Source organism: Allosphingosinicella sp. (genome assembly GCF_036403745.1).
GTDB lineage: Bacteria > Pseudomonadota > Alphaproteobacteria > Sphingomonadales > Sphingomonadaceae > Allosphingosinicella.
This window is the reverse complement of the sequence record NZ_DASWQI010000050.1, coordinates 1-22576: the sequence shown is the minus strand read 5'-3', so window position 1 is coordinate 22576 and position 22576 is coordinate 1. Positions and strand designations below refer to the sequence as shown.

General features: G+C 68.6%; 25 protein-coding genes. 14 read left to right on the top strand and 11 right to left on the bottom strand.

What is annotated here, in order from left to right; translation table 11 throughout:
- Positions 1–16 precede the first annotated feature (16 nt).
- Positions 17–823 (bottom strand): hypothetical protein, encoded by an 807-nt coding sequence (locus VGC56_RS09480; protein WP_464124654.1) that lies wholly within the window; start codon positions 821–823, stop codon positions 17–19.
- Between the two features lie 143 nt (positions 824–966).
- Between VGC56_RS09480 and VGC56_RS09475 the strand changes: the two genes are divergently transcribed.
- Genes VGC56_RS09475 through VGC56_RS09450 form a run of 6 tightly spaced genes read left to right on the top strand, consistent with a single transcriptional unit; the run spans position 967 to position 7021 of the window.
- Positions 967–1665, top strand: a complete 699-nt coding sequence (locus VGC56_RS09475; protein WP_464124653.1) for a DUF4129 domain-containing protein — start codon at positions 967–969, stop codon at positions 1663–1665.
- Positions 1662–2873, top strand: a complete 1212-nt coding sequence (locus tag VGC56_RS09470) for a DUF4350 domain-containing protein (protein ID WP_464124652.1) — start codon at positions 1662–1664, stop codon at positions 2871–2873. The genes VGC56_RS09475 and VGC56_RS09470 overlap by 4 nt, the downstream gene beginning before the upstream one ends.
- Positions 2870–3826 carry an AAA family ATPase gene (locus tag VGC56_RS09465; RefSeq protein WP_464124651.1) on the top strand — a complete coding sequence of 319 codons (957 nt, stop codon included), beginning with the start codon at positions 2870–2872 and terminating at the stop codon, positions 3824–3826. The genes VGC56_RS09470 and VGC56_RS09465 overlap by 4 nt, the downstream gene beginning before the upstream one ends.
- Positions 3823–5133, top strand: coding sequence for a DUF58 domain-containing protein (locus tag VGC56_RS09460; protein WP_464124650.1), 1311 nt, complete (start codon positions 3823–3825; stop codon positions 5131–5133). The genes VGC56_RS09465 and VGC56_RS09460 overlap by 4 nt, the downstream gene beginning before the upstream one ends.
- Positions 5130–6155 carry a stage II sporulation protein M gene (locus VGC56_RS09455; protein WP_464124649.1) on the top strand — a complete coding sequence of 342 codons (1026 nt, stop codon included), beginning with the start codon at positions 5130–5132 and terminating at the stop codon, positions 6153–6155. The genes VGC56_RS09460 and VGC56_RS09455 overlap by 4 nt, the downstream gene beginning before the upstream one ends.
- Positions 6155–7021, top strand: coding sequence for an RDD family protein (locus VGC56_RS09450; protein WP_464124648.1), 867 nt, complete (start codon positions 6155–6157; stop codon positions 7019–7021). Before VGC56_RS09455 ends, VGC56_RS09450 begins: the two co-directional genes overlap by 1 nt.
- A 16-nt stretch (positions 7022–7037) precedes the next feature.
- Here VGC56_RS09450 and VGC56_RS09445 read toward each other — a convergent pair whose 3' ends face one another.
- Positions 7038–7862, bottom strand: coding sequence for a CDP-alcohol phosphatidyltransferase family protein (locus VGC56_RS09445; protein WP_464124647.1), 825 nt, complete (start codon positions 7860–7862; stop codon positions 7038–7040).
- A gap of 4 nt (positions 7863–7866) precedes the next feature.
- Entirely contained in the window at positions 7867–8553 is a 687-nt protein-coding gene (locus tag VGC56_RS09440; protein ID WP_464124646.1) for a ferritin-like domain-containing protein, read from the bottom strand.
- A 171-nt stretch (positions 8554–8724) separates the two neighbouring features.
- Between VGC56_RS09440 and VGC56_RS09435 the strand changes: the two genes are divergently transcribed.
- A complete protein-coding gene (locus VGC56_RS09435; protein ID WP_464124645.1) occupies positions 8725–10398 on the top strand; it encodes a S10 family peptidase in 1674 nt (557 codons plus the stop codon).
- A 174-nt stretch (positions 10399–10572) separates the two neighbouring features.
- On the opposite strand, the gene VGC56_RS09430 is transcribed toward VGC56_RS09435, so the two are convergent.
- From VGC56_RS09430 to tkt, 5 genes are all read right to left on the bottom strand, one after another.
- The gene (locus tag VGC56_RS09430; protein WP_464124644.1) at positions 10573–10977 is read right to left on the bottom strand and encodes a VOC family protein; all 405 of its coding nucleotides are present in this window, start codon (positions 10975–10977) and stop codon (positions 10573–10575) included.
- An 18-nt stretch (positions 10978–10995) separates the two neighbouring features.
- Positions 10996–11349: a hypothetical protein gene (locus VGC56_RS09425; protein ID WP_464124643.1), complete on the bottom strand. Its 354-nt coding sequence runs from the start codon at positions 11347–11349 to the stop codon at positions 10996–10998.
- The gene (locus VGC56_RS09420) at positions 11346–12536 is read right to left on the bottom strand and encodes a phosphoglycerate kinase (RefSeq protein ID WP_464124642.1); all 1191 of its coding nucleotides are present in this window, start codon (positions 12534–12536) and stop codon (positions 11346–11348) included. Before VGC56_RS09420 ends, VGC56_RS09425 begins: the two co-directional genes overlap by 4 nt.
- Before the next feature lie 97 nt (positions 12537–12633).
- Complete coding sequence (gene gap, locus VGC56_RS09415) at positions 12634–13644, bottom strand: type I glyceraldehyde-3-phosphate dehydrogenase (RefSeq protein WP_464124641.1); 1011 nt, start codon at positions 13642–13644, stop codon at positions 12634–12636.
- Between the two features lies 1 nt (position 13645).
- Complete coding sequence (gene tkt / locus VGC56_RS09410) at positions 13646–15628, bottom strand: transketolase (protein WP_464124640.1); 1983 nt, start codon at positions 15626–15628, stop codon at positions 13646–13648.
- 312 nt (positions 15629–15940) lie between these two features.
- On the opposite strand from tkt, the gene VGC56_RS09405 reads away from it, so the two are divergent.
- Together VGC56_RS09405 and VGC56_RS09400 are read left to right on the top strand one after the other, a co-directional pair.
- Entirely contained in the window at positions 15941–16582 is a 642-nt protein-coding gene (locus VGC56_RS09405) for a hypothetical protein (protein WP_464124639.1), read from the top strand.
- Between the two features lie 166 nt (positions 16583–16748).
- Positions 16749–17228, top strand: coding sequence for a GNAT family N-acetyltransferase (locus tag VGC56_RS09400; RefSeq protein ID WP_464124638.1), 480 nt, complete (start codon positions 16749–16751; stop codon positions 17226–17228).
- A gap of 125 nt (positions 17229–17353) precedes the next feature.
- Here the strand turns inward: VGC56_RS09400 and VGC56_RS09395 are convergent, their stop codons facing one another.
- Positions 17354–17863 (bottom strand): hypothetical protein, encoded by a 510-nt coding sequence (locus tag VGC56_RS09395; protein ID WP_464124637.1) that lies wholly within the window; start codon positions 17861–17863, stop codon positions 17354–17356.
- Between the two features lie 137 nt (positions 17864–18000).
- Between VGC56_RS09395 and VGC56_RS09390 the strand changes: the two genes are divergently transcribed.
- From VGC56_RS09390 to VGC56_RS09375, 4 genes are all read left to right on the top strand, one after another.
- On the top strand, positions 18001–18402 hold the full coding sequence (locus VGC56_RS09390; protein ID WP_464124636.1) for a GFA family protein: 402 nt from the start codon (positions 18001–18003) through the stop codon (positions 18400–18402).
- A 33-nt stretch (positions 18403–18435) separates the two neighbouring features.
- On the top strand, positions 18436–18774 hold the full coding sequence (locus VGC56_RS09385; RefSeq protein ID WP_464124635.1) for a hypothetical protein: 339 nt from the start codon (positions 18436–18438) through the stop codon (positions 18772–18774).
- A 43-nt stretch (positions 18775–18817) separates the two neighbouring features.
- Positions 18818–19390, top strand: a complete 573-nt coding sequence (locus VGC56_RS09380) for a DUF1993 domain-containing protein (RefSeq protein WP_464124634.1) — start codon at positions 18818–18820, stop codon at positions 19388–19390.
- A 92-nt stretch (positions 19391–19482) separates the two neighbouring features.
- Entirely contained in the window at positions 19483–19806 is a 324-nt protein-coding gene (locus tag VGC56_RS09375; protein ID WP_464124633.1) for an EthD family reductase, read from the top strand.
- A gap of 149 nt (positions 19807–19955) precedes the next feature.
- Here the strand turns inward: VGC56_RS09375 and VGC56_RS09370 are convergent, their stop codons facing one another.
- Positions 19956–20843: a sensor histidine kinase gene (locus VGC56_RS09370; protein WP_464124632.1), complete on the bottom strand. Its 888-nt coding sequence runs from the start codon at positions 20841–20843 to the stop codon at positions 19956–19958.
- Between the two features lie 388 nt (positions 20844–21231).
- Between VGC56_RS09370 and VGC56_RS09365 the strand changes: the two genes are divergently transcribed.
- Positions 21232–21714 (top strand): hypothetical protein, encoded by a 483-nt coding sequence (locus VGC56_RS09365; RefSeq protein WP_464124631.1) that lies wholly within the window; start codon positions 21232–21234, stop codon positions 21712–21714.
- 109 nt (positions 21715–21823) lie between these two features.
- Here the strand turns inward: VGC56_RS09365 and VGC56_RS09360 are convergent.
- Positions 21824–22576: PQQ-dependent sugar dehydrogenase (locus VGC56_RS09360; protein WP_464124630.1), on the bottom strand; the 753-nt coding region annotated here is incomplete at its 5' end.

Genomic DNA, 22576 nt, shown 5'->3' with positions numbered 1-22576 from the left:
CGTAGCAGGCGGTGGCTTAAGCGAACACCTCGGCGAGGTTGGCGGATTCCGGACCGTCCTTCCACTCGCGCAGATCGACGTACAGCGACGAGATAACGACGCCCCAGACGCAGGCGACGATCGTCTGGACGATGCCGCCCATGACCAGAAATCCGATGGGGAAGCCGCCGCTCGCGGCCATCGCAGCAGCGCCCCGGATGCCGCCGGTCATCTGGAGGGTGATCACACCCACGACGGCCGAGATGATCCAGTAGCCGACGAGCATGATGAGCAGCAGCCCGAACACCTTCCAGCGGGCGCCCCGCGTCAGGTCGGCGCTCCGCTGCACCGCCGCCAACGGCCAGAGCCGCTCCGCCACCACGACCGGGCTGGCGACGGCCCAGGCGCAGTACAACATGATCCCGGGAACGATCAGCAGGATCATCGCGAAGCCGACGCCGAGCGCAACGAGCAGGCTGGTCAGAAACAGCGGAACGATCACCACCAGACCCGCGGACGCCGATTCGGCGAGGGTCGACTCGCGGCCCGCGCTGTGCGCCACCGTCGCGCGGACCAGCGCGCCCTGGGTGATCGCCGAAATGACAAGGCTGACGACGATCATGACGAGGCCGAAGGCGATTGCGCCCCGCGGCCCGATCCTCGTCATTAGCTGCATTTGCTGGCCCTGCACGAAATAATTGATCGCCACCGAGGGCACGGCGCTGAACAGGAAGGCTATCCCGAGCGTCGCGAGGGGATTGGCCCGTATCGTCCCGAAGGCACGCCCGAAAATGCGCTCGATCGAGATTCCGCGCTCGCCGCCGCCTGCTGCTGCCGTCGCCATTTTCCGCCCCCTGTCGCCGGCCCCTTGCCGTAGGGGAAAGCTGGCGCAGCGGCGGCAGCCTGTCCAGCGCCAATTTTTGCGATTGCGCAGCAGCGCTCTTCGGCTAATCCTTTGCCGCGACGGGGTTCTTGAGGGGCATATAAGTGGCGGGGGGAGCGCAGGTGCAGGCGGCGGACGCCGCCAGGCTCGACGCCGCGCACCGGGCCCTGCTCGCCAATCCCGACATCCAGTTCCAGATGCATCGGCTCGAGCCGCGAAAGCCGCCGGAATGGCTCGTCTCCACTTTCCGCTGGCTCGGCGAGTGGCTGCGCCCCGTCGGACGCTTCTTGCGCTGGGTTACCAGCTTCATGCCCGATGCGCCCTGGGCGAAGATCATCCTCTGGACGATCCTCGCCGCCGCCGCCGCAACCCTGATCGTGGTGCTCTGGCGCGGGATCCGGGACGGCAATTGGCAATGGCCGTTCCGCCGCCGCCGGCTCGTCTCCGGCACGCCCGAAGCGGAGGAGGAATGGTGCCCCGACGAAGCCCCCGCCCGCGCCTGGCTCGAGGAGGCCGACGCGCTTGCCGGCCGCGGGCATTATGCCGAGGCGATCCACCACCTTCTGCTGCGCTCGGTCGAGGATATCGCCCGCCGCCGCCCCCGCCTGGTCCGCCCCGCCCTCACCAGCCGCGAGCTGGCGGGGGCGAGCGCCCTTCCCGCCGCCGCCCGGGACATCTTCGCCCGCATCGCCGCCCTCGTCGAGCGCAGCCTGTTCGGCGGCCGGAGCGTCGAGGCGGGGGACTGGACCGTAGCGCGCAGCGCCTACGCGGATTTCGTGCTGCCCGGAGCCTGGAAGGCATGAGCGAAATCGCGATCCGGGACGGCCGCGGCGACGGTGCGTTCAATCCTGTCCTGATCGGGCTGATCGCCGCCGTCGGCATTCTCGCCTTCGTGGCGATGCTCGTCCTCGGCGCCTATGCGCCCGATCTGCGCTCCGGCCAGAATGGCGGCGGCCATGCCCTTTCGAACGCCGCCACCGGGTTCAGCGGCATCGTCCGCCTCGCCGAGGCCACGGGGCGCGACCCCGCGATCATGCGCAGTCTCGCCGCGCTGGACGACGAAGAGGCCCTGGTCGTCGCCACGCCCGACAGTGGGGCCGACGATCTCAGCGACCTCCTCCGCCGGCACCGGGGCAAGCCGACCCTCCTCGTCATGCCCAAATGGCAGACGGCCAAGGATCCTTCCCATCCCGGCTGGGTCGCGACGACCGGGCTGCTGCCCAGCTTCGACCCGGAGCGCCTGCTCGCCCCGCAGCGCAAGCTGACCGTCGAGCGCCGCCGGATCGCCGGCACGCCGCTGCGCACCGTCCCCACGGACGCCCCCTCGGAGATGCACTTCACCGCGCCCGGCGGCCTGCAGACGGTGTCGGGCGCGGGCCTGAAGCCGATCGTCACCGATCCGGACGGTCGCATCGTCGTCGCCCAGGTCGCCGACAGCCGCGTCTACATCCTCGCCGATCCCGATCTGCTCGACAATCGCGGCATGGCCGACATCCACCAGGCCGCCGCGGCGCTCGCCTTGCTCGATTATCTGGGAAATCGGGATCCCAACATCCTCTTCGACGTGACGCTGAACGGCCTCGGCCACTCTAAAAGCCCGCTCAAGCTCCTCTTCGAGCCGCCCTTCCTCGCCGCTACGCTGGCGCTGGCCGCCGCCATGCTCCTCGCCGGGCTGCACGGCCTGTTCCGCTTCGGGGCCCCGCGCCGGCCGCAGCGGGCGCTCGCCTTCGGCAAGGCCGCCCTGGTCGACAATGTCGCGGCGCTGGTGCGCAAGGCGCGGCGGCAGGCCGCGCTCGGCGCGCGTTATGCCGATCTCATGCGCCAGCGCGCCGCCACCGCCTTCGCGGCCCCGGCCCGACTGCAGGGCAGCGCGCTCGACGCCTATCTCGACGGCCTCGGCGGGCGCCGCTTCTCGGAGCTCGCCGCCGCCGCCGCCGAGGCGCGGGACCAGGATCATCTGCTGAGCGCCGCGCAGGCGCTCCACGATTGGAAGAGGGAGAAAGACGCGTGACGGTAGAAGAGGTCCGCTCGCTCGGCGAGGCGATACGCAGCGAGGTCGCCAAGGCCGTCGTCGGCCAGGAGGAGACGGTGCAGCTGATGCTCGTCGCCCTCTTCTCGGGCGGTCACATCCTTTTGGAAGGCCCGCCGGGAACGGCGAAGACCCTGGTCGCCCACAGCTTCGCCCGCGCCGTCGGTCTCGATTTCGGCCGCATCCAGTTCACGCCGGACCTGATGCCGGGCGACATCATCGGCGCCAATCTATTCAACTTCCAGACCTCGACCTTCACCCTCACCCGCGGCCCGATCTTCACCGAGCTGCTGCTCGCCGACGAGATCAACCGCACCCCGCCCAAGACCCAGGCGGCGCTCCTGGAGGCGATGCAGGAGCGGACCGTCACCATCGACGGCGAGAGCCTGGCGCTCTCCCCCCGCTTCATGGTCGTCGCGACGCAGAATCCCATCGAACAGCAGGGCGTCTACCCCCTCCCCGAGGCCCAGCTCGACCGCTTCCTGTTCAAGCAGAAGGTCGACTACCCCTCCGCGGAGGAGGAGCGGCGGATCATCGCCAGCCACGGCGCCTGCAAGACCTCGATGGACCCGGCGGAATGGGGCGTCGAGCGCTGCGCCGACGCGGCGGCCGTGGCGGCGGCAATCGATACGGTCGCCGGCCTGCGGCTGGTCGACGAGGTGATCGACTATATCACCGATTTGGTCCGGGGCACCCGCGAGGTCGCGGATCTCCAGACCGGCGCCTCGCCGCGCGCGGGCGCCGTCCTCGCCGGCGCCGCCCGGGCACGGGCCGCCCTCGACGGGCGCGACTTCGTCATTCCCGACGACGTGAAGGCGCTCGCCCCCGCTTTGCTCCGCCACCGCCTCATCCTCTCGCCCGCCGCCGAGATCAACGGCCGCGCGGTCGAGGAAGTCGTCACCGACATCATCGAGGCGATCGAGGCGCCGCGTTGATCTACCCGACGCGCCTTGCGGTGATGGCGGCGGCGGCGGGCGTGCCGCTGACGCTCGTCCTCGCCGCGGCGGCGCCGGGGCGCTGGTATGCCGGCCTCGCCTGGCCGGTCGCCATCCTCCTCCTGACCCTGTTCGACGCCCTCCTCGCCCCCCGCGGCGGGCGCCTCGCCATCGCCCTTCCCGCCTTCGCCTATGTCGGTGAGACCCGCGACGTGACGCTCGACGTCCATGTCGACGGCACCCGCCCGCCCCGCTCCGCCGTGGTGGCGCTCGGCGTCAACGCGCTGCTGGCGGTGGGGGATGACGGCCGCGCCATCGTCCCGCTCGAAGGCGGCGCCGGCGCGGTTCTGCTCCCCGTCACCGCCGCCCGCCGCGGCATGGCGCGGATCGGTACGGCCTGGCTGCGCTGGCGCGGCCCGCTCGGCCTCGCCTGGCGCCAGCGCCGCATCGATGCCGAGCACAGCTTCCCGATTCTCCCGGACCTCCGCCCGCTGCACGAGCGCGGCGCCCAGCTCCTCCAGCGCCACGCGCTCGACGGCCTGCTCACCCAGGCGCAGCGCGGCGAGGGCGCCGATTTCGATGCCCTGGTCGAGTTCCGCGCGGGCATGGACCGCCGCGCGATCGACTGGAAGCAGTCGGCCCGCCACATGAAGCTGCATGCCAAGGAGTACCGGATCGAGCGCAACGCCCAGATCGTCTTCGCCGTCGATGCCGGCCGGCAGATGTCGGAGCCGGTCGCCGGGCTTCCCCGCGTCGACCGCGCCGTTTCCGCCGCCTTGCTCACCGCCTGGGTGGCGCTGAAGCTCGGCGACCGCGTCGCCCTCCACGCCTTCGATTCCCGCCCGCGCATCGCCAGCGGCCTGGTCTCGGGCGCCGCCGCCTTCGGCGAGCTCCAGCGCCTCGCCGCCGCCATCGACTATTCCGGCGACGAGACCAATTACACCTTCGCCCTCACCACACTCTCCGCCCGCCTCACCCGCCGCTCGATGATCGTCCTGTTCACTGAGTTCACCGACCTCACGTCGGCCGATTTCATGGTCCGCGCCGCGCGCCGGATAGTCCAGACCCACCTCCTCCTCGTCGTCGTGCTGCGCGACGAGGAGCTCGAGGCGATCGTCGCGCGCCGCCCCGAGGATGCCGACGACGTCACCCGCGCCGTCACCGCCGCCGCCCTGCTCCACGAGCGCCGTCTCGCCATCCTCCGGCTCCAGCATCTCGGCGTCCACGTCATCGAGGCCGAGCATGACAAGGTCGGCGAAAGCCTCGTCGCCGGCTATTTCGACCTGAAGCGCAGGAATTTGCTGTGAACCCCAACGCGTCCGCTTTGCTCGACGCCGCCCCTGGTCCGCCTTTGGTCAACGCCAGCCGCTTCCGCGCCGCCCATGCCGGCGACTGGGAGCGACTCGACGACATATTGAAGCGGATCGAGAAAGGGTCGCTCGGCCGGCTCTCGGACGAGGAGCTCCTCGCCCTCCCCGGCCTCTATCGCACCACCCTCTCCTCGCTCTCCGTCGCCCGCGATACCTCGCTCGACCGCGCCCTCGTCGCCTATCTCGAGCAGCTGTCGACCCGCGCCTATTTCCAGATCTACGGCGTCCGCACCTCCCCCTGGCGGCAGCTTGCCCATTTCTTCGTCCGCGGCTGGGCCGAGGCGGTGCAGAGCCTGTGGAAGGAGACCCTGGTCACCGTCTTCCTCACCCTCGCCAGCGCGACCGTCGGCTACCTGCTCGTCGCCAGCGACCCGAGCTGGTTCTACGGCATCATCCCGCAGGCGATGGCCGGCGGCCGCGACCCGACCGCCACCGCCGCCGCCCTCCGGGAGACCCTGTACGCCCGCCACGACGACTTCCTCGGCACCTTCGCCGCCTTCCTCTTCACCCACAATTCGCAGATCGCGATCTTCTCCTTCGCCCTGGGCTTCGCCTTCGCCGTGCCGACCGTGCTGCTGGTCGTCTATAACGGCCTCAGCGTCGGCGCCTTCGTCGAAGTCTTCGCGGCGAAGGGCCTCGGCTGGAATGCGGTCGGCTGGCTGTGCATCCACGGCACGACCGAGCTGTTCGCCATCTGCCTCTCCGCCGCCGCCGGCATGCGGATCGGCCTCGCCATCGCCTTTCCCGGCCGCGAGACGCGCACCGACGCCGCCGTCCGCGCCGGCCGCAGCGCCGCGCTCGTCATGGCGGGGACCATCGTCATGCTGTCCGTCGCCGGCCTCCTCGAAGGGATCGGGCGCCAGACCATCACCGACGACACCAGTCGCTACGCCATCGGCCTCGCCATGCTGGCCGGCTGGTGCCTCTATTTCTATCTGCCGCGAAGGGCGCGCGGCTGATGTGGCCGTTCCGCCGCCGCGAGGAAAAGCCACCGCGCACGATGCGGCGCAGCTTCGTCACGCCCGAAGGCGTCGACCTGAAGCTCGAGCTCGGCGGCGCCGGCGCCCGCGCCGCGGCCTTCCTGCTCGACCTCGTCGCCATGGTCGTCGTCCTCATCGCCGGCACGATCGTGGTGGTGGTGCTCGCCATGGCCTCCAAGGCGGAGATCCTCGGCATCCTCTGGCTGGTCGGCTTCTTCATTCTCAGGAACTTCTGGTTCACCCTGTTCGAGATGAGCGGCCGCGGCGCGACGCCGGGCAAGCGCCTGCTCGGCCTCCGGGTGGTCGCCCGCGACGGCGCGCGGCTCACCGGCGGCGCCGTCCTCGCGCGCAATGCGATGCGCGAGATCGAAGTGTTTCTCCCCCTCTCCTTCCTCGCCGCGCAGGCCGCGGAAGGGGTGGCGGACACCTTCCTCACCCTCTTCGCCCTGCTGTGGAGCGGCATCTTCCTATTCTTCCCCCTCTTCAACCGCGACCGGCTGCGCGTCGGCGATCTCGTCGCCGGCACCTGGGTGGTCCGCACCGCCACCGACGAGCTCGGCGTCGATCTCGCCGCGTCCGTCTCGACCCGCCAGCGCCGCCGCTTCAGCGATGCCGCGCTCGGCCTCTACGGCGTCTACGAGCTGCAGACGCTGGAAGATGTGCTGCGCAACGGCCAGCCCGAGGCGATCGCCACCGTCGCCGCCACCATCCAGCGCAAGGCCGGTCTCCCGGACGACGGCGACGACCGAGGCTTCCTCGAAGATTATTACGCGGCGTTGTGCGACCGCCTCGAGCGCGGCCTCCTCGTCGGCCGCCGCCGCGAAAACAAGTACGAGGCGGCCTGAACGCACCGCGGCCGCGTCAGGCGCGGCGCATGCCTCGCTCCACCCTTCGGTGCCACGCGATGCCGGCGACGGCGACGAGCGTCAGCGGCCCAAGCTCGAACCACCAGTACAGCGCCGGCCGTCCGGCCAGGCAGGCAAGGTAGAAGGCGATCACCCGCACGTTGTTGGTGAGCAGCGCCATCAGCCGCATCGGCGGCACCGCCCGCACGCCGTAGCCCCGCCCCAGCTCCGCCGGATCGGGCGAGGCGCGCATCGACCGCTCGAACGGCTCGGCGGCGGCGTCGAACGCCCCCGCCACGGCGTCGTACAGGCGGATCAGCACAGGCCGCCCCGGATCGCTCACCTTCTCCGGCTGAACCGCCCCCGAAACCCGACGGTGAAACCGCATCCGCTCGCCTTCGAACAGGCTGGCCTGCACCGCATGCGCGGCGCCTGCCGCGACCGCGAGCAGCCACCCCCCGCCCGTGCCGATGGAGGCGGCCAGGCTGACGTAGAGGAGTACGAACACAACATGGTCGCACAGCCCGTCGAGCAGCCGCCCGAGATCGGACGCCGAGCCGGTGGCGCGGGCGATCATCCCGTCGAGCCCGTCGGCCACCAGCCAGCCGACGCACAGCCCGAACCCCAAGGTCGCCCAGCGCGGGTCGGCCCAGCGCCAATAGGCCGCCGCCGCCGCCGTCCCGAGCACCAGCCCCACGACCGACACCGCGTTCGCCGAGACGCCCCGCCTCAGCGCCCACGGCAGCAGCACCCGCCCCGCCAGGTGCACGCCCCAGGTATTGGTCGGATCGTCGATGCGCCGGTCCCGGGAGCCGTCGTCCCGCGCGACCTCGAACCGCACGGCCTCAGGCCGCGGCGAGCACGGGCGCCTGCTCCGCCTCGCCGCTGTCATACCAGTCCCGCCGCCGCGCCAGCCGCGGGTTCAAGTAGAGCAAGGGCAGCTTGGCGAGCACCAGGCTGAGGTGCACCCAGGTGTCGGCGATCCGCTCGCGCAACCGCGGCCGGCCACCGTCATGGGCGCGGAGCCACGCTTCGTAGGGCATCCAGTGCGACGGCTCGTCCCGCTCCACCACCTTGAAGATCTTCACCAGCGCCCGGTCCTCGCCGATCAGCGAGGAGGCGAGCAGCACGTCGACCATCCGCATCCCGCGTATCTCGGTGATCATGATGATCCGGCACAATTTGTTGAACAGCGCACCGTCCTTGACCACCGCCGCGGTGTCGAGATCGTCGATTTGGCACCCGAAGGTCAGCCGGATCAGCCGGTCGATATGGCCGCAGGTGCGGTCGACCGCATAGGGCATCTCGCCGCGCGCTTCGAAATAGCGGCGGAACATGATGTAATGCTTGCGCTCGTCGGCGCGGTGCTTTTCGACCTCGGCGATGAACCCGCGGTCGTCCGGACAGCGCGCCCGCACCGCCTCCAGCACCCGGTCGAGGCTCGAATAGCCGCGATGCTCGTTGTAGATGTAGATGGAGGCGAGGATGTCGAGATAACGTCGGCGCAATCGCGCGGACCAGCGTTCGGGCATAAGCACACTCCATTCCCCCGGCGCCGCTCCTAGCCGCACCCGTCCGATGCGACAAACGGTCGAAAGGCCTTATCGTCGCATCGTTCCGAAGCGCCAGCTAACCGCTTGAGAAACTCCTTCCAAAGGCCGTAGAGGGCCTGCGTCTCTTCCTCCGCCCGGGGTTCCCCAACGATGCGCCTTGCCCTTCTCGCCGGTTCCGCCCTCGCTTTCCTCCTAACCGCGCCCGCCGCCGCCCAGCCACCCCGCCCGCAGCGCGGCGAAGCCCCGGCCGCCACCGCCGCGGCCCCCGGCGAACGGCGCGACGGCCCGGCGGCCCCGCGTCCGGCCGAGGACAAGAAGGACTGGGCCGTCGCCCCCGTCGCCGAGCAGACCAAGACGAGCGACCACAGCGTCGCGATCGGCGGCCGCGTCGTCCGCTACCGCGCCACCGCCGGCACCCTCACCATCCGCGACAAGGACGGCAAGCCGACCGCGTCCGTCTTCTACGTCGCCTATACCAGCCCGCCCTCGGGCCGTCGCAAGCCGCTCACCTTCTTCTACAATGGCGGCCCCGGCTCGGCGTCCCTGTGGCTCCACATGGGCTCGTTCGCGCCGATGCGGGTGCAGACCGCCAACCCCGAATATATCCGCCCCGCCCCCTACGCCTTCGGCCCCAACCCCGACACGTTGATCGATCGCACCGACATGGTGTTCATCGACGCGGTCGGCACCGGCTATTCGCGGCCATTGGGCGACGCCAAGCCGGCCGATTTCTACGGCGTCGACCAGGACGTCGACGCCTTCGCCAAGGCGATCATGCGCTACGTCACCAAGAATGCGCGCTGGAACGACCCGAAGGTGATCTTCGGCGAGAGCTACGGCACCACCCGCTCGGCTGCCCTGGCCTACGCGCTGCAGGACCGCGGCATGGCGCTGAACGGCGTCGTCCTCCTCTCCTCGATCCTCAATTACGGCATTCGCCAGCCGGGCTACGACCAGCTCTATATCGGCTATCTGCCGAGCTACGCCGCCACCGCCTGGTATCACCGCCGCGCCGGCCAGGGCACCGAGCTCCCCGCCTTCGTCGAGCAGGCGCGCCAGTTCGCCAACGGGCCTTATGCGAGCGCGCTCGCCAAGGGCCAGGACCTCTCCCCCGAAGAGGAAGCCCAGGTCGCCCAGGCGATGAGCCGCTTCACCGGCCTCTCGCCCGAATTCCTCCGCCGCACGAACCTGCGCGTCGATCTCTCCCGCTTCCAGACCGAGCTGCTGCGCGACCGGCGCCAGACGATCGGCCGCTTCGACAGCCGCTATCTCGGCACCAACCCCGATGCCGCCGGCGAGCGCCCCGAATACGACCCGTCCGACACCGCCATTTCCGGCGCGTTCATCGCCAACCTCCATGACTATCTCAGCCGCGAGATCGGCTACGACACCGACATGGACTACCGGCTGAGCGCCCGGGACGGCGGCGAATTCCGCTGGAGCTGGGAGCATCGCGCGCCCGGCGGCGGCCAGGGCGCCCAGCAGCAGCCCGCCGTCACCGTCGACCTCGCCGCCGCGATGCGCACCAACCCCTATCTGAAGGTGCTCTCGCTCAACGGCTATTACGACATGGCGACGCCGTTCTTCTCGACCGAGCGGGACCTGAAGCACATGATGCTGGAGCCGTCGCAGCGCGGCAACCTCCAGTTCCATTACTACCAGGCCGGCCACATGGTCTATCTGAACCCGGACGAGCTCCACCACATGCGCCTCGACCTCGACCGCTTCTATGCGGAGCTCACCGCCGACGCAGCCTCCAACGTCCCGCCCCAACCCGCCAGCGTCGGCAGGGCGCGGGGTGGCGGCAACGCTCCGCCGAACTGAGCTCTCGTGCCTCCCCATACGTCAGGATGGGGAGGGGGACCACCGAAGGTGGTGGAGGGGTATTGCAAACGCGCAGACGTCCCCATTCTCGAACCTGGAGCGGGTAGGATTACCCCTCAACCACCCTTCGGGTGGTCCCCTCCCCAGCGCTTCGCGCGGGGAGGCAAGACAGCCTCAGCCTGCCGCCGGCCCCTTCAACTCGATCAAATTCCCCTCCGGATCGTGGAGGTAGATGGACGGCCCCTCGCCGTCGGCGCCGTAACGCTGCGTCACCTCCGCCGCGATGCCGTGGCTCGCGAGATGGCCGAGGACGGCCGCCTCGTCCCACGGCTCGACCCGGAAGCAGACATGATCGACGTTGCGGCCCTCCTTCCCCGGCGCGGCCCCGCCCATCCGCCCGAGCTTGCCGTCGACCGGCACCAGATCGACGAGGCTGGTGCCGACGCGCAGCTGGTAAAGCCCGATCTCCTCCTGGTGCCTCTCGAAACGAGCACCGAGCATGTCGCGCCAGAAGGCGGCGACGGTTTCGAGATCGACGACGCGGAACACCACATGGTCGATGTCACGGATGCGGATCATCGGGCTGCCTCTTCCCCCCTAATCGATATAGGAGCCGCGACGACTCTCGATTGCCTCAGAGATCGCGACGATCTCACGCGCGTACCGGCTGAGCGTGACTCGGCGACGTCGCCTCAGCGTGTTTTCTAAACTTCCCCAATATGGACGCTGCCCGATGTAGAGCGGGCCAAACTCCCTGGCTTGCTTCAGCAAGTTGGAGTAGCGATCATAAAGGTCACGCTCAGGAAAATGGTCCGGCTGCAACGCGGTCCGCTCCATTAGAGCGTAGAGCATTCGCTGCCAACCGGGAGCGAAACAGGTTGCTAGCGTGTGTACGGCCCCGCCAAACTTTTGCGCAGGATAGGACCACGCAAAGTAGAGCGCGTTTTTCACTGACGCTCCAGCGCCTTGACCCCCGGAAGCTCCTTCCCCTCCATCCATTCGAGGAAGGCGCCGCCCGCGGTCGAGACGAAGGTGAAGCCGTCCGCCACCCCAGCATGGTTGAGCGCCGCGACCGTATCGCCCCCGCCCGCCACCGAGACGAGGCTCCCGCTCTGGGTCAGCGCCGCCGCGGTACGGGCCAGCGCCACCGTCGCGGCGTCGAACGGCGGGGTTTCGAAGGCGCCGAGCGGGCCGTTCCACACCAAAGTGCGGCACGTCTTGAGGACGTCCGAGAGCGCCTCGACGGCGGCGGGGCCGACATCCAGGATCATCTCGTCCTCTCCAACTTCGTGGACGTTGCAGGTCCTGAGGGACGGCGGATTGGCCGCGAATTCCTTGGCCACCACCACGTCGTACGGCAGGTGCACAATGCAGTTCGCCCGCTCCGCCGCGTCGAGGATTTCGAGCGCAATGTCCTTCAGATCATGCTCGCACAGCGACTTGCCGACATCGACGCCGCGCGCGGCGAGGAAGGTGTTGGCCATGCCGCCGCCGATGATGAGGTGATCGACCTTCGCCACCAGGTGGCGCAGCACTTCGAGCTTGGTCGAGACCTTCGCGCCGCCGACCACTGCCGCCACCGGCCGCTCGGGCGCCCCGAGCGCCTTTTCCAGCGCCTTCAGCTCCGCCTCCATCGCCCGCCCGGCAAAAGCGGGGAGGCGGTGCGCGAGGCCTTCCGTCGACGCATGGGCGCGGTGGGCGGCGGAGAAGGCGTCGTTGACGTAGAGGTCGCCGAGCCGCGCGAAGCGGTCGACGACGGCGGGGTCGTTCTTCTCCTCGCCGCCGAAGAAGCGCGTGTTCTCGAGGAGCGCGATGTCTCCCGGCTGGAGCATCGCCACATTCTCGTCCGCCACCTCCCAGTCGACGTAGCGGACCGGGCGGCCGAGCACCTCCTCATAGGCCTTCGTGATGCGGGCCAGGGAATATTCCGGCCCCGGCGCCTTCGGCCGTCCGAAATGGGCGAGGACGAGGACGATCGCACCCTTGTCGGCAAGCTCGCTCACCGTCGGCACGGTGGCGCGCAAGCGGGTGTCGTCGGAGACGTGCCCGTCCTGCATGGGCACGTTTAGATCCTCACGGACCAGCACCCTTTTGCCGCGCACGTCGCCAATGTCGTCGAGGGTCTTGAAGCCTGTCATGATGTCCTCGTCACCCCGGCGAAAGCCGGGGTCTCCCAACAAGATGTCACGGCACGTCTCCACGAGATCCCGGCTTCCGCCGGGATGACGGTACGACTCAGATCAGCCGCGCCATCGCGCCCGCGGTGTCGACCATGCGGTTGGAGAAGCCCCATTCGTTGTCGTACCAGCTGAGCACGCGCACCAGCTTGCCCTCGATCACGGCTGTTTCGAGGCTGTCGACCGTCGAACTCGCCGGATTGCCGTTATAGTCGATGGAGACGAGCGGCTCCTCGGAATAAGCGAGGATCCCCTTCAGCGGCCCGCTCTCCGACGCAGCCTTGAGCGCGCCGTTCACCTCGTCGAGGCTGGTGTCGCGGCTCGGCGTGAAGGTCAAGTCCACGACGCTGACGTTCGGCGTCGGCACGCGGATTGACGAGCCGTCGAGCTTGCCCTTGAGCTCCGGCAGCACCTCGCCGACGGCGCGCGCGGCGCCCGTCGTCGTCGGAATCATCGACATGGCGGCGGCGCGGGCGCGGCGCTTGTCGGAATGGATCTGGTCGAGGATGCGCTGGTCGTTGGTATAGGAATGGATCGTCGTCATCAGCCCGCGCTCGATGCCGATCGCGTCGTTCAGCACCTTGGCGATCGGCGCCAGGCAGTTGGTGGTGCACGAGGCGTTGGAGACGATCTTATGCTCGGCGGTCAGTTTGTCGTTGTTGACGCCGTAGACGACGGTGAGGTCCGCGCCCTTGGCCGGCGCCGAGATCAGCACCCGCTTCGCGCCGGCGGTAAGGTGCGCCGCGGCCTTGTCGCGCTCGGCGAAGAAGCCGGTGCATTCCAGCGCGATGTCGATCTTGTTGGCGGCGTGGGGCAGCTTGGCCGGGTCGCGCTCGGCGGTGACGAGGATGCGGCGGCCGTCGATGATCAGATCGTTGCCGTCGGCGCGCACCTCGCCCGGCCAGGCGCCGTGGACGCTGTCCCGCTTGAACAGCAAAGCGTTCGACTCGGCGTCGGCGAGGTCGTTGATCGAGACCAGCTCAAGCCCGCTGTCCTGGCGCTGAAGCAGCGCCCGCGCCACCAGGCGCCCGATCCGGCCGAAGCCGTTGATTGCCACCCGCGTCGCCATGTCATTCGTCTCCTTGTGCTGCGAGCGCCGCCTCGATGAGCGGCACGATCGCCTCGGCGGTGAAGCCGAAGCGCTTGAACAGATCCTCCGCCGGCGCCGAGGCGCCGAACCGGTCGAGGCCAATGCTGAGGCCACGCGGGCCGACATAGCGCTCCCAGCCGAGCGTCACGCCGGCCTCGATCGAGACCTTGAACACATGCGGCGGCAGCACGTCCTCGCGATACGCCGCCTCCTGACCGTCGAACAGCGACCAGCACGGCATCGACACCACATCGGCGCCCACGCCTTGAGCTTCAAGGGCGTCGGCGACGGCGAGCGCCAGCTGCACCTCGGAGCCGGTCGCGATCATCACCACGCGCCGCGAGGCGAAGGCGGAGCGGAGGCGGTAGGCGCCGCGGGCGGACAGATTCTCCGCCGACCGCTCGGTCCGCACCTGCGGCAAATTCTGACGACTGAGCGCGAGCAAGGAAGGCCCCGTCGACCGCGCCAGCGACAGCGCCCAGCATTCGGCCGTCTCGACGGCGTCGGCAGGGCGCAGCACGGCGAGGTTCGGGATCAGCCTCAGGCTGGTCAGCTGCTCGACCGGCTGGTGGGTCGGCCCGTCTTCGCCCAAACCGATCGAATCGTGGGTCATCACGTAGACGACGCGGACCTGCTGCAGCGCGGAGAGCCGGATGGCGGGGCGGCAATAATCGGAGAAGATCAGGAAGGTGCCGCCATAGGGGATCACGCCCCCATGCAGCGCCATGCCGTTCATCGCCGCCGCCATGCCGAATTCGCGAATGCCGTAATAGATGTAGCGGCCGGAGGGGTCGTCGCGGGTGAAGGGCTGCTGGCCCTTCGACTTGGTGTTGTTGGAGCCCGTCAAATCCGCCGAGCCGCCGATCGTCTCCGGGACCGCCGGGTTGATCGCGTCGAGGGCGAGCTCGGAAGCCTTGCGGGTGGCGATCTTCTGCGGGTTGGCGGCGAGGTCGTCGAGCCAGCCTTCGAGGCCGGTGTCGGCGGGAAGCCGCCCCTCCATCCGCCGGAGGAACTCCTCCTCCTGCTTCGACCCGGCCAGCCGGCCGCGCCAGGCGGCATGCTCGCCCTTCGACCGCGTCCCCGCCGCGCGCCAGGCGGAAAGGATCGGCTCGGGGACGACGAAAGACTCCGAATCCCACACCAGCTGCTTGCGCGCGGCGGCGACTTCCTCGGCGCCGAGCGCGGCCCCGTGGGTGGCCGAGGTGCCCTGCTTGTTGGGCGCGCCCCAGCCGATGATCGTCCGGCAGGCGATGAGCGACGGCCGCGGATCGGCGAGCGCCTCGTCGATCGCCCGGCGGATGTCGGCCGCATCGTGTCCGTCACAACGCACCACGTGCCAGCCATAAGCCGCATAGCGCGCCGGGATATCCTCGGAGGTCGAAAGGTCGGTGGCGCCGTCGATGGTGATCCTATTGTCGTCCCAGAACACCTTCAGCCGGCCCAGGCCGAGATGCCCCGCCAGCCCCGCCGCCTCGTGGTTGACGCCCTCCATGAGGTCGCCGTCGCCCGCAATCACCCAGGTGCGGTGATCGACCAGCTCGTCGCCGAACACCGCGTTGAGATGCCGCTCCGCAATCGCCATGCCGACGGCCATCGCCAGCCCCTGCCCCAGCGGCCCGGTCGTCGCCTCGACTCCCGGCAGCAGGAAGTTCTCCGGGTGTCCGGCGCAAGGCGAGCTCAGCTGGCGGAAATTGGCAATGTCCTCGATCGTCGGCTGCTTGTAGCCGGTCAAGTAGAGCAAGGCGTAGAGCAGCATCGAGCCGTGGCCGGCCGACAGAACGAAGCGGTCGCGGTCGTGCCAGTCGGGGTCCGCAGGATCGTATTTCAGATATTCGGTGAACAGGATGGTCGCGACGTCGGCCATCCCCATCGGCATGCCGGGGTGGCCGCTGTTCGCCGCCTGCACCGCGTCCATCGCCAGCGCCCGGATCGCATTGGCAAGCAGTCTCGGTTCCGCGGCCATCGGGCTCCCTTGGGAAAGACGGGAGCCGGCGGGCTCCCTGCCGGAGCCCCTTTATCGGCGGAGGCGCTTGCGTCAACCGGCGGGGCCGCCGCGCACGCGCCGGAGTTGGCCGTCAGACTTGCCGAGGCCACTCACCTACACGTCTTGACGATGACATACTTGTGCCATAGCAGCGTGACGCTGTCAAGCGAAAAATCCAAATAGGCGAGTTCCTATTTTTCGCGGAGGTCCGCGAAAAATAGGAAAGGCCCCGCAAAGAAAATGCCTCCGCGAAACCTGCGCTCCGTCAGCACAGCCGACGCCAGGGAGATATTGACGATCGAACAGGCTGCCAGGGCAAGGCTGACGGCAAAGGCGGCTCCGCAGTGGATAGCAGCTTTGACCGGCGCGGGCATAGTCCAACCTATGGAAGGGGCCGGTACGACGTCAATGTCCGCTCCGCCCATTGCCGCCGTTCCGTCCGTCGGGCAGTCAAGGACCATGGAAGCAACGGCAGCATTTGAGAGCCTGGCTGCCAGTCTCTCGGGCCAGCCCATCAGCCACCTCTGGCGCGGCTACGGATCGGCGATTTTCTTCGAGTTTGGCGAGCTTAGTCCAAGGCCGAGGCGGGACGGTTTACCTGCGAATCGTCAAGGTCAGGTCTCGCTCGGGGTCGAGTGGAGCTGGCGCGTCGAGGACGATAGCGGCATCCTGTGCGGCAGCTGGAGCGACGAGGCCCTTTGGGACCAAAGCCTGGCGCGCCTGCGCGACAGGCGGATCGAAAGCCTGACGCTGTTCGGCAAGTTGCCCGAGGTGGAGCTGGCCATGGAAGGACCGATCCGCTTCCTCTCCTTCTCCACGACGGACGGGCAGCCGCAATGGCACCTTCTCGACCGGCGCAGGGACCCAGAGCATTGGTATACAGTTTCGGAGGGACGATTGCGCCTCGGCGACGGGACGGAACCCAGATTCTGAGGCGCTGTCCGCCCGCGCGCCAAGGCGCACGCTCGCCGGGTCCTCCGCTTTCGGCCCGTTGCGCGGATTCAGCGGGAAACTATGGTCCCCACGGTGCGCCGGCATTGAGCTTCGAGCCGATCGCAATAGAAAACAGCAGGAGCGACCTACCTCGAAAGTGCGTGCCGTGAGCTCCTTCGTTCTCGTCCCCGCCACGCAGGAGGATCTGGCGACGATACCGCCTCCGTTGCAGGACGGGATCGCGGCGGGGTTCGACGACGCCGAGGAGGCCCTGGCGGACCTCGGCGCCGTCCTCGCCCAGTTCGAGCAGGTGGCCCGGCCGCCTCAATGGGGTCAGTTCTGGTCGCACGACGTCGCGCGCGGCCGGTATGTGGGCCTTGTCGGCTTCAAGTCCGCCCCGCGCGACGACGAAGTCGAGATCGCCTATTTCACATTTCCCCGTCTGGAAGGTCACGGCTTCGCAACCGCGGCGATCCGGCACCTCGTCGAGCATTCCGCGGGGGCCGTGAAGCGCGTCATCGCCCACACCCTCCCGGAGGAAGGCAGTTCCAGCTCGGCGCTGAAGCGGTGCGGCTTTGCCCTCGCCGGCGCGGTGGTCGACCCCGAGGACGGGCCGGTGTGGCGTTGGGTGAGGGACCAGGCTTGAGGTTGCGGACTGAAAACGGGGACGGCGACTTTCATTCTGATCGATGGCGCTTGGCACGACGGGCGGTGCTCGGAGCGCCCGACACCGCTCCCGCTTTCGACCCATAAAGGATAGCCGTCGAAGGCTCAGCGGGCGGCGTTGCAGCGCTGCATGAAGTCTTTCCACTTTGCGCGGGCGCCGCCGTCCATGGCAACGGCCTGCGTATAGCCCGTCGTGAAAAGCGACATCATTTCGTTCTTGTCGACAGCCTTCAGCTGCCTGTCGTTCTTTGGGAGGCGGATGGTCAGATTCCATCCCCCGGCAGGATTCTTCGCCGCCTCGGCCGGGAGGAATTGCGGGTCGCCTTTCCCACCGTACAGCGCCATCATTGCCGCACCCGATGGCATCACCGCGTGTTGGTCATCCCCGATCGGCTTCCCGGATTTCAGATCGAGCAGCTTCGTGACCCCAATCTCCGTTACGATCACCTCGCTGGGTGCGCACTCAAATCGATAGGAGGCGGGCTGGTCGGAGCCGTAGGTGAGGACGACGCCGTGGGTTCCTTCTGCGGCCTGGAGCTGCCAGTCAGCCGCTCGGGCCTGCGTTGACACAGCAAGCATGGCGAAGAGGCTGAATAGCTTTGCGCGGATTGGCATGACCTGGCTCCCACGAGGCATCGGTCCCAGCGGACTGGCCCGTATGCCGACCCTTGGTCAAGGTCAGTGTCGCTTTCGCACGTTGCGGACATTCACGCTCGCGCCGATAACGCTGCTGCAACAACGACGAGGCGGTAATGCGAGCGCAATGTCAGTGCGGCGGGCTCGCCGTCGATCTCCCCGGCCCCACACCCGCGGTCGTCGCCTGTCACTGCCTGTATTGCCAGCGCCGGAGCGGTTCGCCGTTCGGACTGCTCGCTTACTATCCGGCGGATCTCGTCACGATCCACGGCGAGGCCCGGCGCTTCGAACGCCCCACCGACAGCGGCGGGATCTTCGAAACCTTCTTCTGCGGCCATTGCGGCTCGACGGTTTATGCGAAGGCGTCGAAGCACCCGGCGATGATCGGTGTTGCGGTCGGGACGATCGCCGATCCCTCGTTCCACCCGCCGGTGCGTTCGGTGTGGGAGGTTTCGATGCACGATTGGGTCTCGATGCCAGACGACGTGCAACACTTCCCGCAAGGCCGCACGAACTGATCTTGGGTTACGATGCCGTTGCGGCGGGCAGCGATGTCCGCCTCGCGCGAGCTCGATTTGTGTGCGTGCCAGAAAGAGCGCACGTTCCGCACGATGCGGGCTTCCACGATTCTGCTGGCGGGGACGATTGCCGCCGCGTCCTGCACCGAGCAGCCGAAGCGCGAGACCTGGGCTCTCGTCGTCAGCATCGCGCCGCACGCAAATCCGAAATGGCACCCGGACGAGGTCGTCGTCACGGCCCGGAGCGAGACTGGAGCGGTCGGCACCAAGACGGTCGAGATGAACCGCCTCACGTGCCGGGTCGGCGACACCGTCCATGCATCCTCCCGCGGCATCGCGCTGACGTTGGATGAACAGGCGTGCGTACGGTAGGCGGCCCTTGATCGGCCGCGCGCCTTGCGGCAGGCGTGGCGTCATGCAGCTCACCGCCCTCCTCGTCCCCAGCCTGTCCCACCAGCTTCAGGCCGTCCAGGGATGGCTGGACAAGGCGGAGGCGTTCGCCGCGGCGCGGGGCGAGGACCCTTCGGGGTTGCTCGCCCTGCGGCTAGCGCCCGACATGTTCCCCCTGACGACGCAACTGCGCTTCCTCGCGTTCCAGGCGCAGGAGCCGATCTACCGGCTCCGCGGCGAAGCGGTGCCGGACGCACTGCTCGCGGTTCGGCAGGAGGGGCGCGACGGCGGCGAGAAGCCGGGAACATGGGCGGAAGCGCGCGCCCGGATCGCCGAGGCCGCCGCCTTCCTCGCGACGGTGGGCCCGGACGAACTCGACGCGGCGGCCGGCAAACCGCTCGCGCACGACCTGCCCACCGGCATGATCTTCGACATGACCGGCGAGACCTATGTCCGCGACTGGGCCCTGCCCCAGGTCGCCTTCCACCAGATGACCGCCTACGCGCTCCTCCGCCAAGCCGGCGTCCCGCTCGGCAAGGTCGACTACGTGCCGCACATGTTCGGCTACATCCGGCCGGGGACCGCGCCGGCCGCCTAGGCCGCCATCCGCCGCCCCGGCATAACCGGCATGTGGAGTTGCTCCCCGTCCTCCGCTATTCCCATCCTTCACGGAAGCAGGGGGGACGGCCGATGGCGACGCTCACAGTCTTTTATCCGCGCTCAGCGGGCGCGACCTTCGACGCCGCTTATTATCGGGAAAAGCATCTGCCGCTGGCCGGCGAGCGCTGGGCCGGTGCGGGCATGGTCGGCGGGGAGGCGCTGATCGGGCAGCGGGCCGTGGACGGAGGCGAGCCGCCCTTCCTCGCCGTCGGCATCCTCCACTTCGACACCGATGAATCGCTCAACGCCGCCTTGACCGGCGAACACGCGGCCGAGGTGATCGCCGACATCGCGAACTTCACCAACGTCGAGCCGATCCTCCAGATCAGCGAGCGCGCCGCACCGCCGGCCTAGGCACCGCGATCCCGAGGCACTCGGCCCTGCCCGCGCCCGGGAATACCTGCTTTCGATCCACAGCAGACACTCAGGGCTGCGGGTGCTCTCCCCAGGTGCGGACGATCGTTGGGGAGGGGCAACTCCGTTGAGACTGCAACGTTTCGGGATCAGCGCTCCATTCGGTCCTTACGCATGATCAGCGTTGCGACGAGGCCCGACGTTTGCCAGTCGTAAGTGAGCGAGCCGCCCAGCTGCGTCGCCACGCTCCTGAGGATCATCCGGCTGCCGAAGCCTGCCATTTCCGGTATTTGGTCGACGTGCGGCCCGCCGGTTTCCGACCAGACGAGGTGCACTTCATCCTCCTCCGTCCGACCCGAGAGGTCCAACGTCCCGGTGTCCGCCGAGAGCGCTCCGTGCTTTACGGAATTGGTCGCGAGTTCGTGAACAACCATAGCGAGGGTCGTTGCCGTTTTCTCGCCTACCCCCATTCGAGGGACGGCAACGCGGATGCGCCCCGAAAATGCTCCGGTGTCTTCGTACGGCGATAGCAGGATGGCCATGAGATCGCCGAGGAGTGCGGCCTTCCCCTGGGCTCCAGGCAGCGGCCGAACGAGATCGTGTGCACGGCCAAGAGAGGTTAGCCTTCGCGTCAACTGGCCCGTCATCTCTTCCACCGTTGCGGCGGATCGAGAGGTGATCTCGGTGAGGCCGGCCGCGATGGCGAGCAGGTTCTTCACCCGGTGGCTCATCTCGCCTGCCAGCAGTTCGCTTCCTTCTTCCGCCTGTTTCCTTCCTGTCACGTCGAGGAAGATACCGAACATTGGACTGTCCTCGGCATCGGCGTCGGCAGCCCTTCCGCGTGCCGAGACCCAGCGAATATCGTCGCCCACCATGATCCGGAAATCGATCTCGTAGGGGCCAGGAACCGACCGCGTGGCTGTGAAAGCTGCGTGGACTCGGTCGCGGTCAGCGGGATGAATGTGAGCCGACAGGTTTTCGAAGGTCACCGACTCCGACCAGGGCAGCCCCCAAAGATCGAATGCCCGTTCGTCCATGGCGAAACGATCGTCAGCCAGGTTCCACGACCAGAGAGCCACGCAGGCAGCGTCGACAGCGAGGCGCAAATGCGCAGGGCCCCAGACCTGCAGCGGGGAGTCTCCTGCAAACACGCCGCAGTTCCTTCGGACGCCCGATCCACTCGGAGGAGCATGGGCTGGAGAGACCTAGCTCATCCTACGCCGGATGCACACCGCTGAGCGCCGAATCCGAGCGAGCCTGCGCACTGGGCAGGAGAGTGTGGCAGTACGCGAGTACGCAAGCGCGTTGCTGGGTATGGTCACAGAAGGGACTCGACGTCATCCAGGAGGCGAAGGCCGGGGATGCAGTTTCCCGGAATTTTGGACCCTTGGAACGTTTCAATCCGGGCACGGCGAGGAGAAACTGATGATCGACCCCCCGCCCTTCCTCCGCGCGCGGGCCGCGCTTGAAGACATGCCGGACGGCGACGCCACCCCGCCGCCGGAGCCCGGCCGCTTTGCGCCGTATCCGGCCTGGATGGGCGTGACGCTGCTGGTGCGGGGGGCCCAGCTGGCGTTCGCGGCATGCTGCATCTGGTACATGTCCGCCCTCTTCCACGCGATGGGACAGCCGCGGCACCGGCCGTCCACGCCGCCGATGTGGCTGTGGCTGGGTACGCTCGTCCTCGGAGCGAGTGAGCGCTGGGACAGTCGGCGCTACAGGACCAGCCCGATGGGCGACACGATCGGCAACCTGCTGGCCTCGCAGCAATGCCCCGCCTGCGGCCAAAACATATTCGATCACACGCCCCCGTCCGGCTACGCCCCCGACACCCAGGCCCACGCCGTCTTCCCGTCGCGCATCTGCACCAATTGCGGCCAGGACCTCGCCAGCCGAACGGCATCCTGAACGGGTGGTGCGGCCTCGGCTGCGACCTGCGCAGAGCAGGCTTCAGGGGCACCATCTCAGCCAGAACGGCGTCAGCCCAAACGGCATTTCTGCATCAACCGGAGAGACCCTAATAGGGCGCCTTGTTCCCGCCGTGATTTCCCTTGGGCACGGGGCCGGCGGGGCGGGTCGGCGCTTCGGCGGCCGGGGCTTTCTGGGTCGGGACGACGCGCCAGATGGTGTTGGAAAGGTCGTCGGCGACGATCAGGGCTCCGCGGGGATCGACGGTGACGCCGACGGGGCGGCCGCGGGTCTTGCCGTCGGCGCCCTGGAAGCCGGTGACGACGTCGATCGGCGGCCCGGCCGGGCGGCCGCCGCGGAACGGCACGAACACGACCTTGTAGCCGGACGGATGGCTGCGGTTCCAGCTGCCATGTTCCCCGACGAACACGCCTTCGGCAAAACGCGTGCCCATTGCGGGGCTGGAGAAAGCGACGCCCAGCGCCGCGACGTGGGAGCCGAGCCCGTAGTCGGGCCGAATCGCCGAGGCGACCTTCTTCGGATCCTGCGGCTGCGCGCGCATGTCAACGTTCTGGCCCCAGTAACTGTACGGCCAGCCGTAGAAGCCGCCGTCGCGCACGGAGGTGAGGTAGTCCGGGACCAGGTTCGGGCCGAGCTCGTCGCGCTCGTTCACCACCGCCCACAAGACCCCGGTGCCGGGCTGGATGGCCAGCGACGTGGGGTTGCGGATGCCGGTGGCGAAGGGGCGGTGGGCGCCGGTCGCGGCGTCGACCTGCCAGATTTGCGCGCGGTCCAATTCGGCGGGCATGCCGCGCTCGGTGATGTTGCTGTTGGAGCCGATGCCGACATAAAGGAAGCGCCC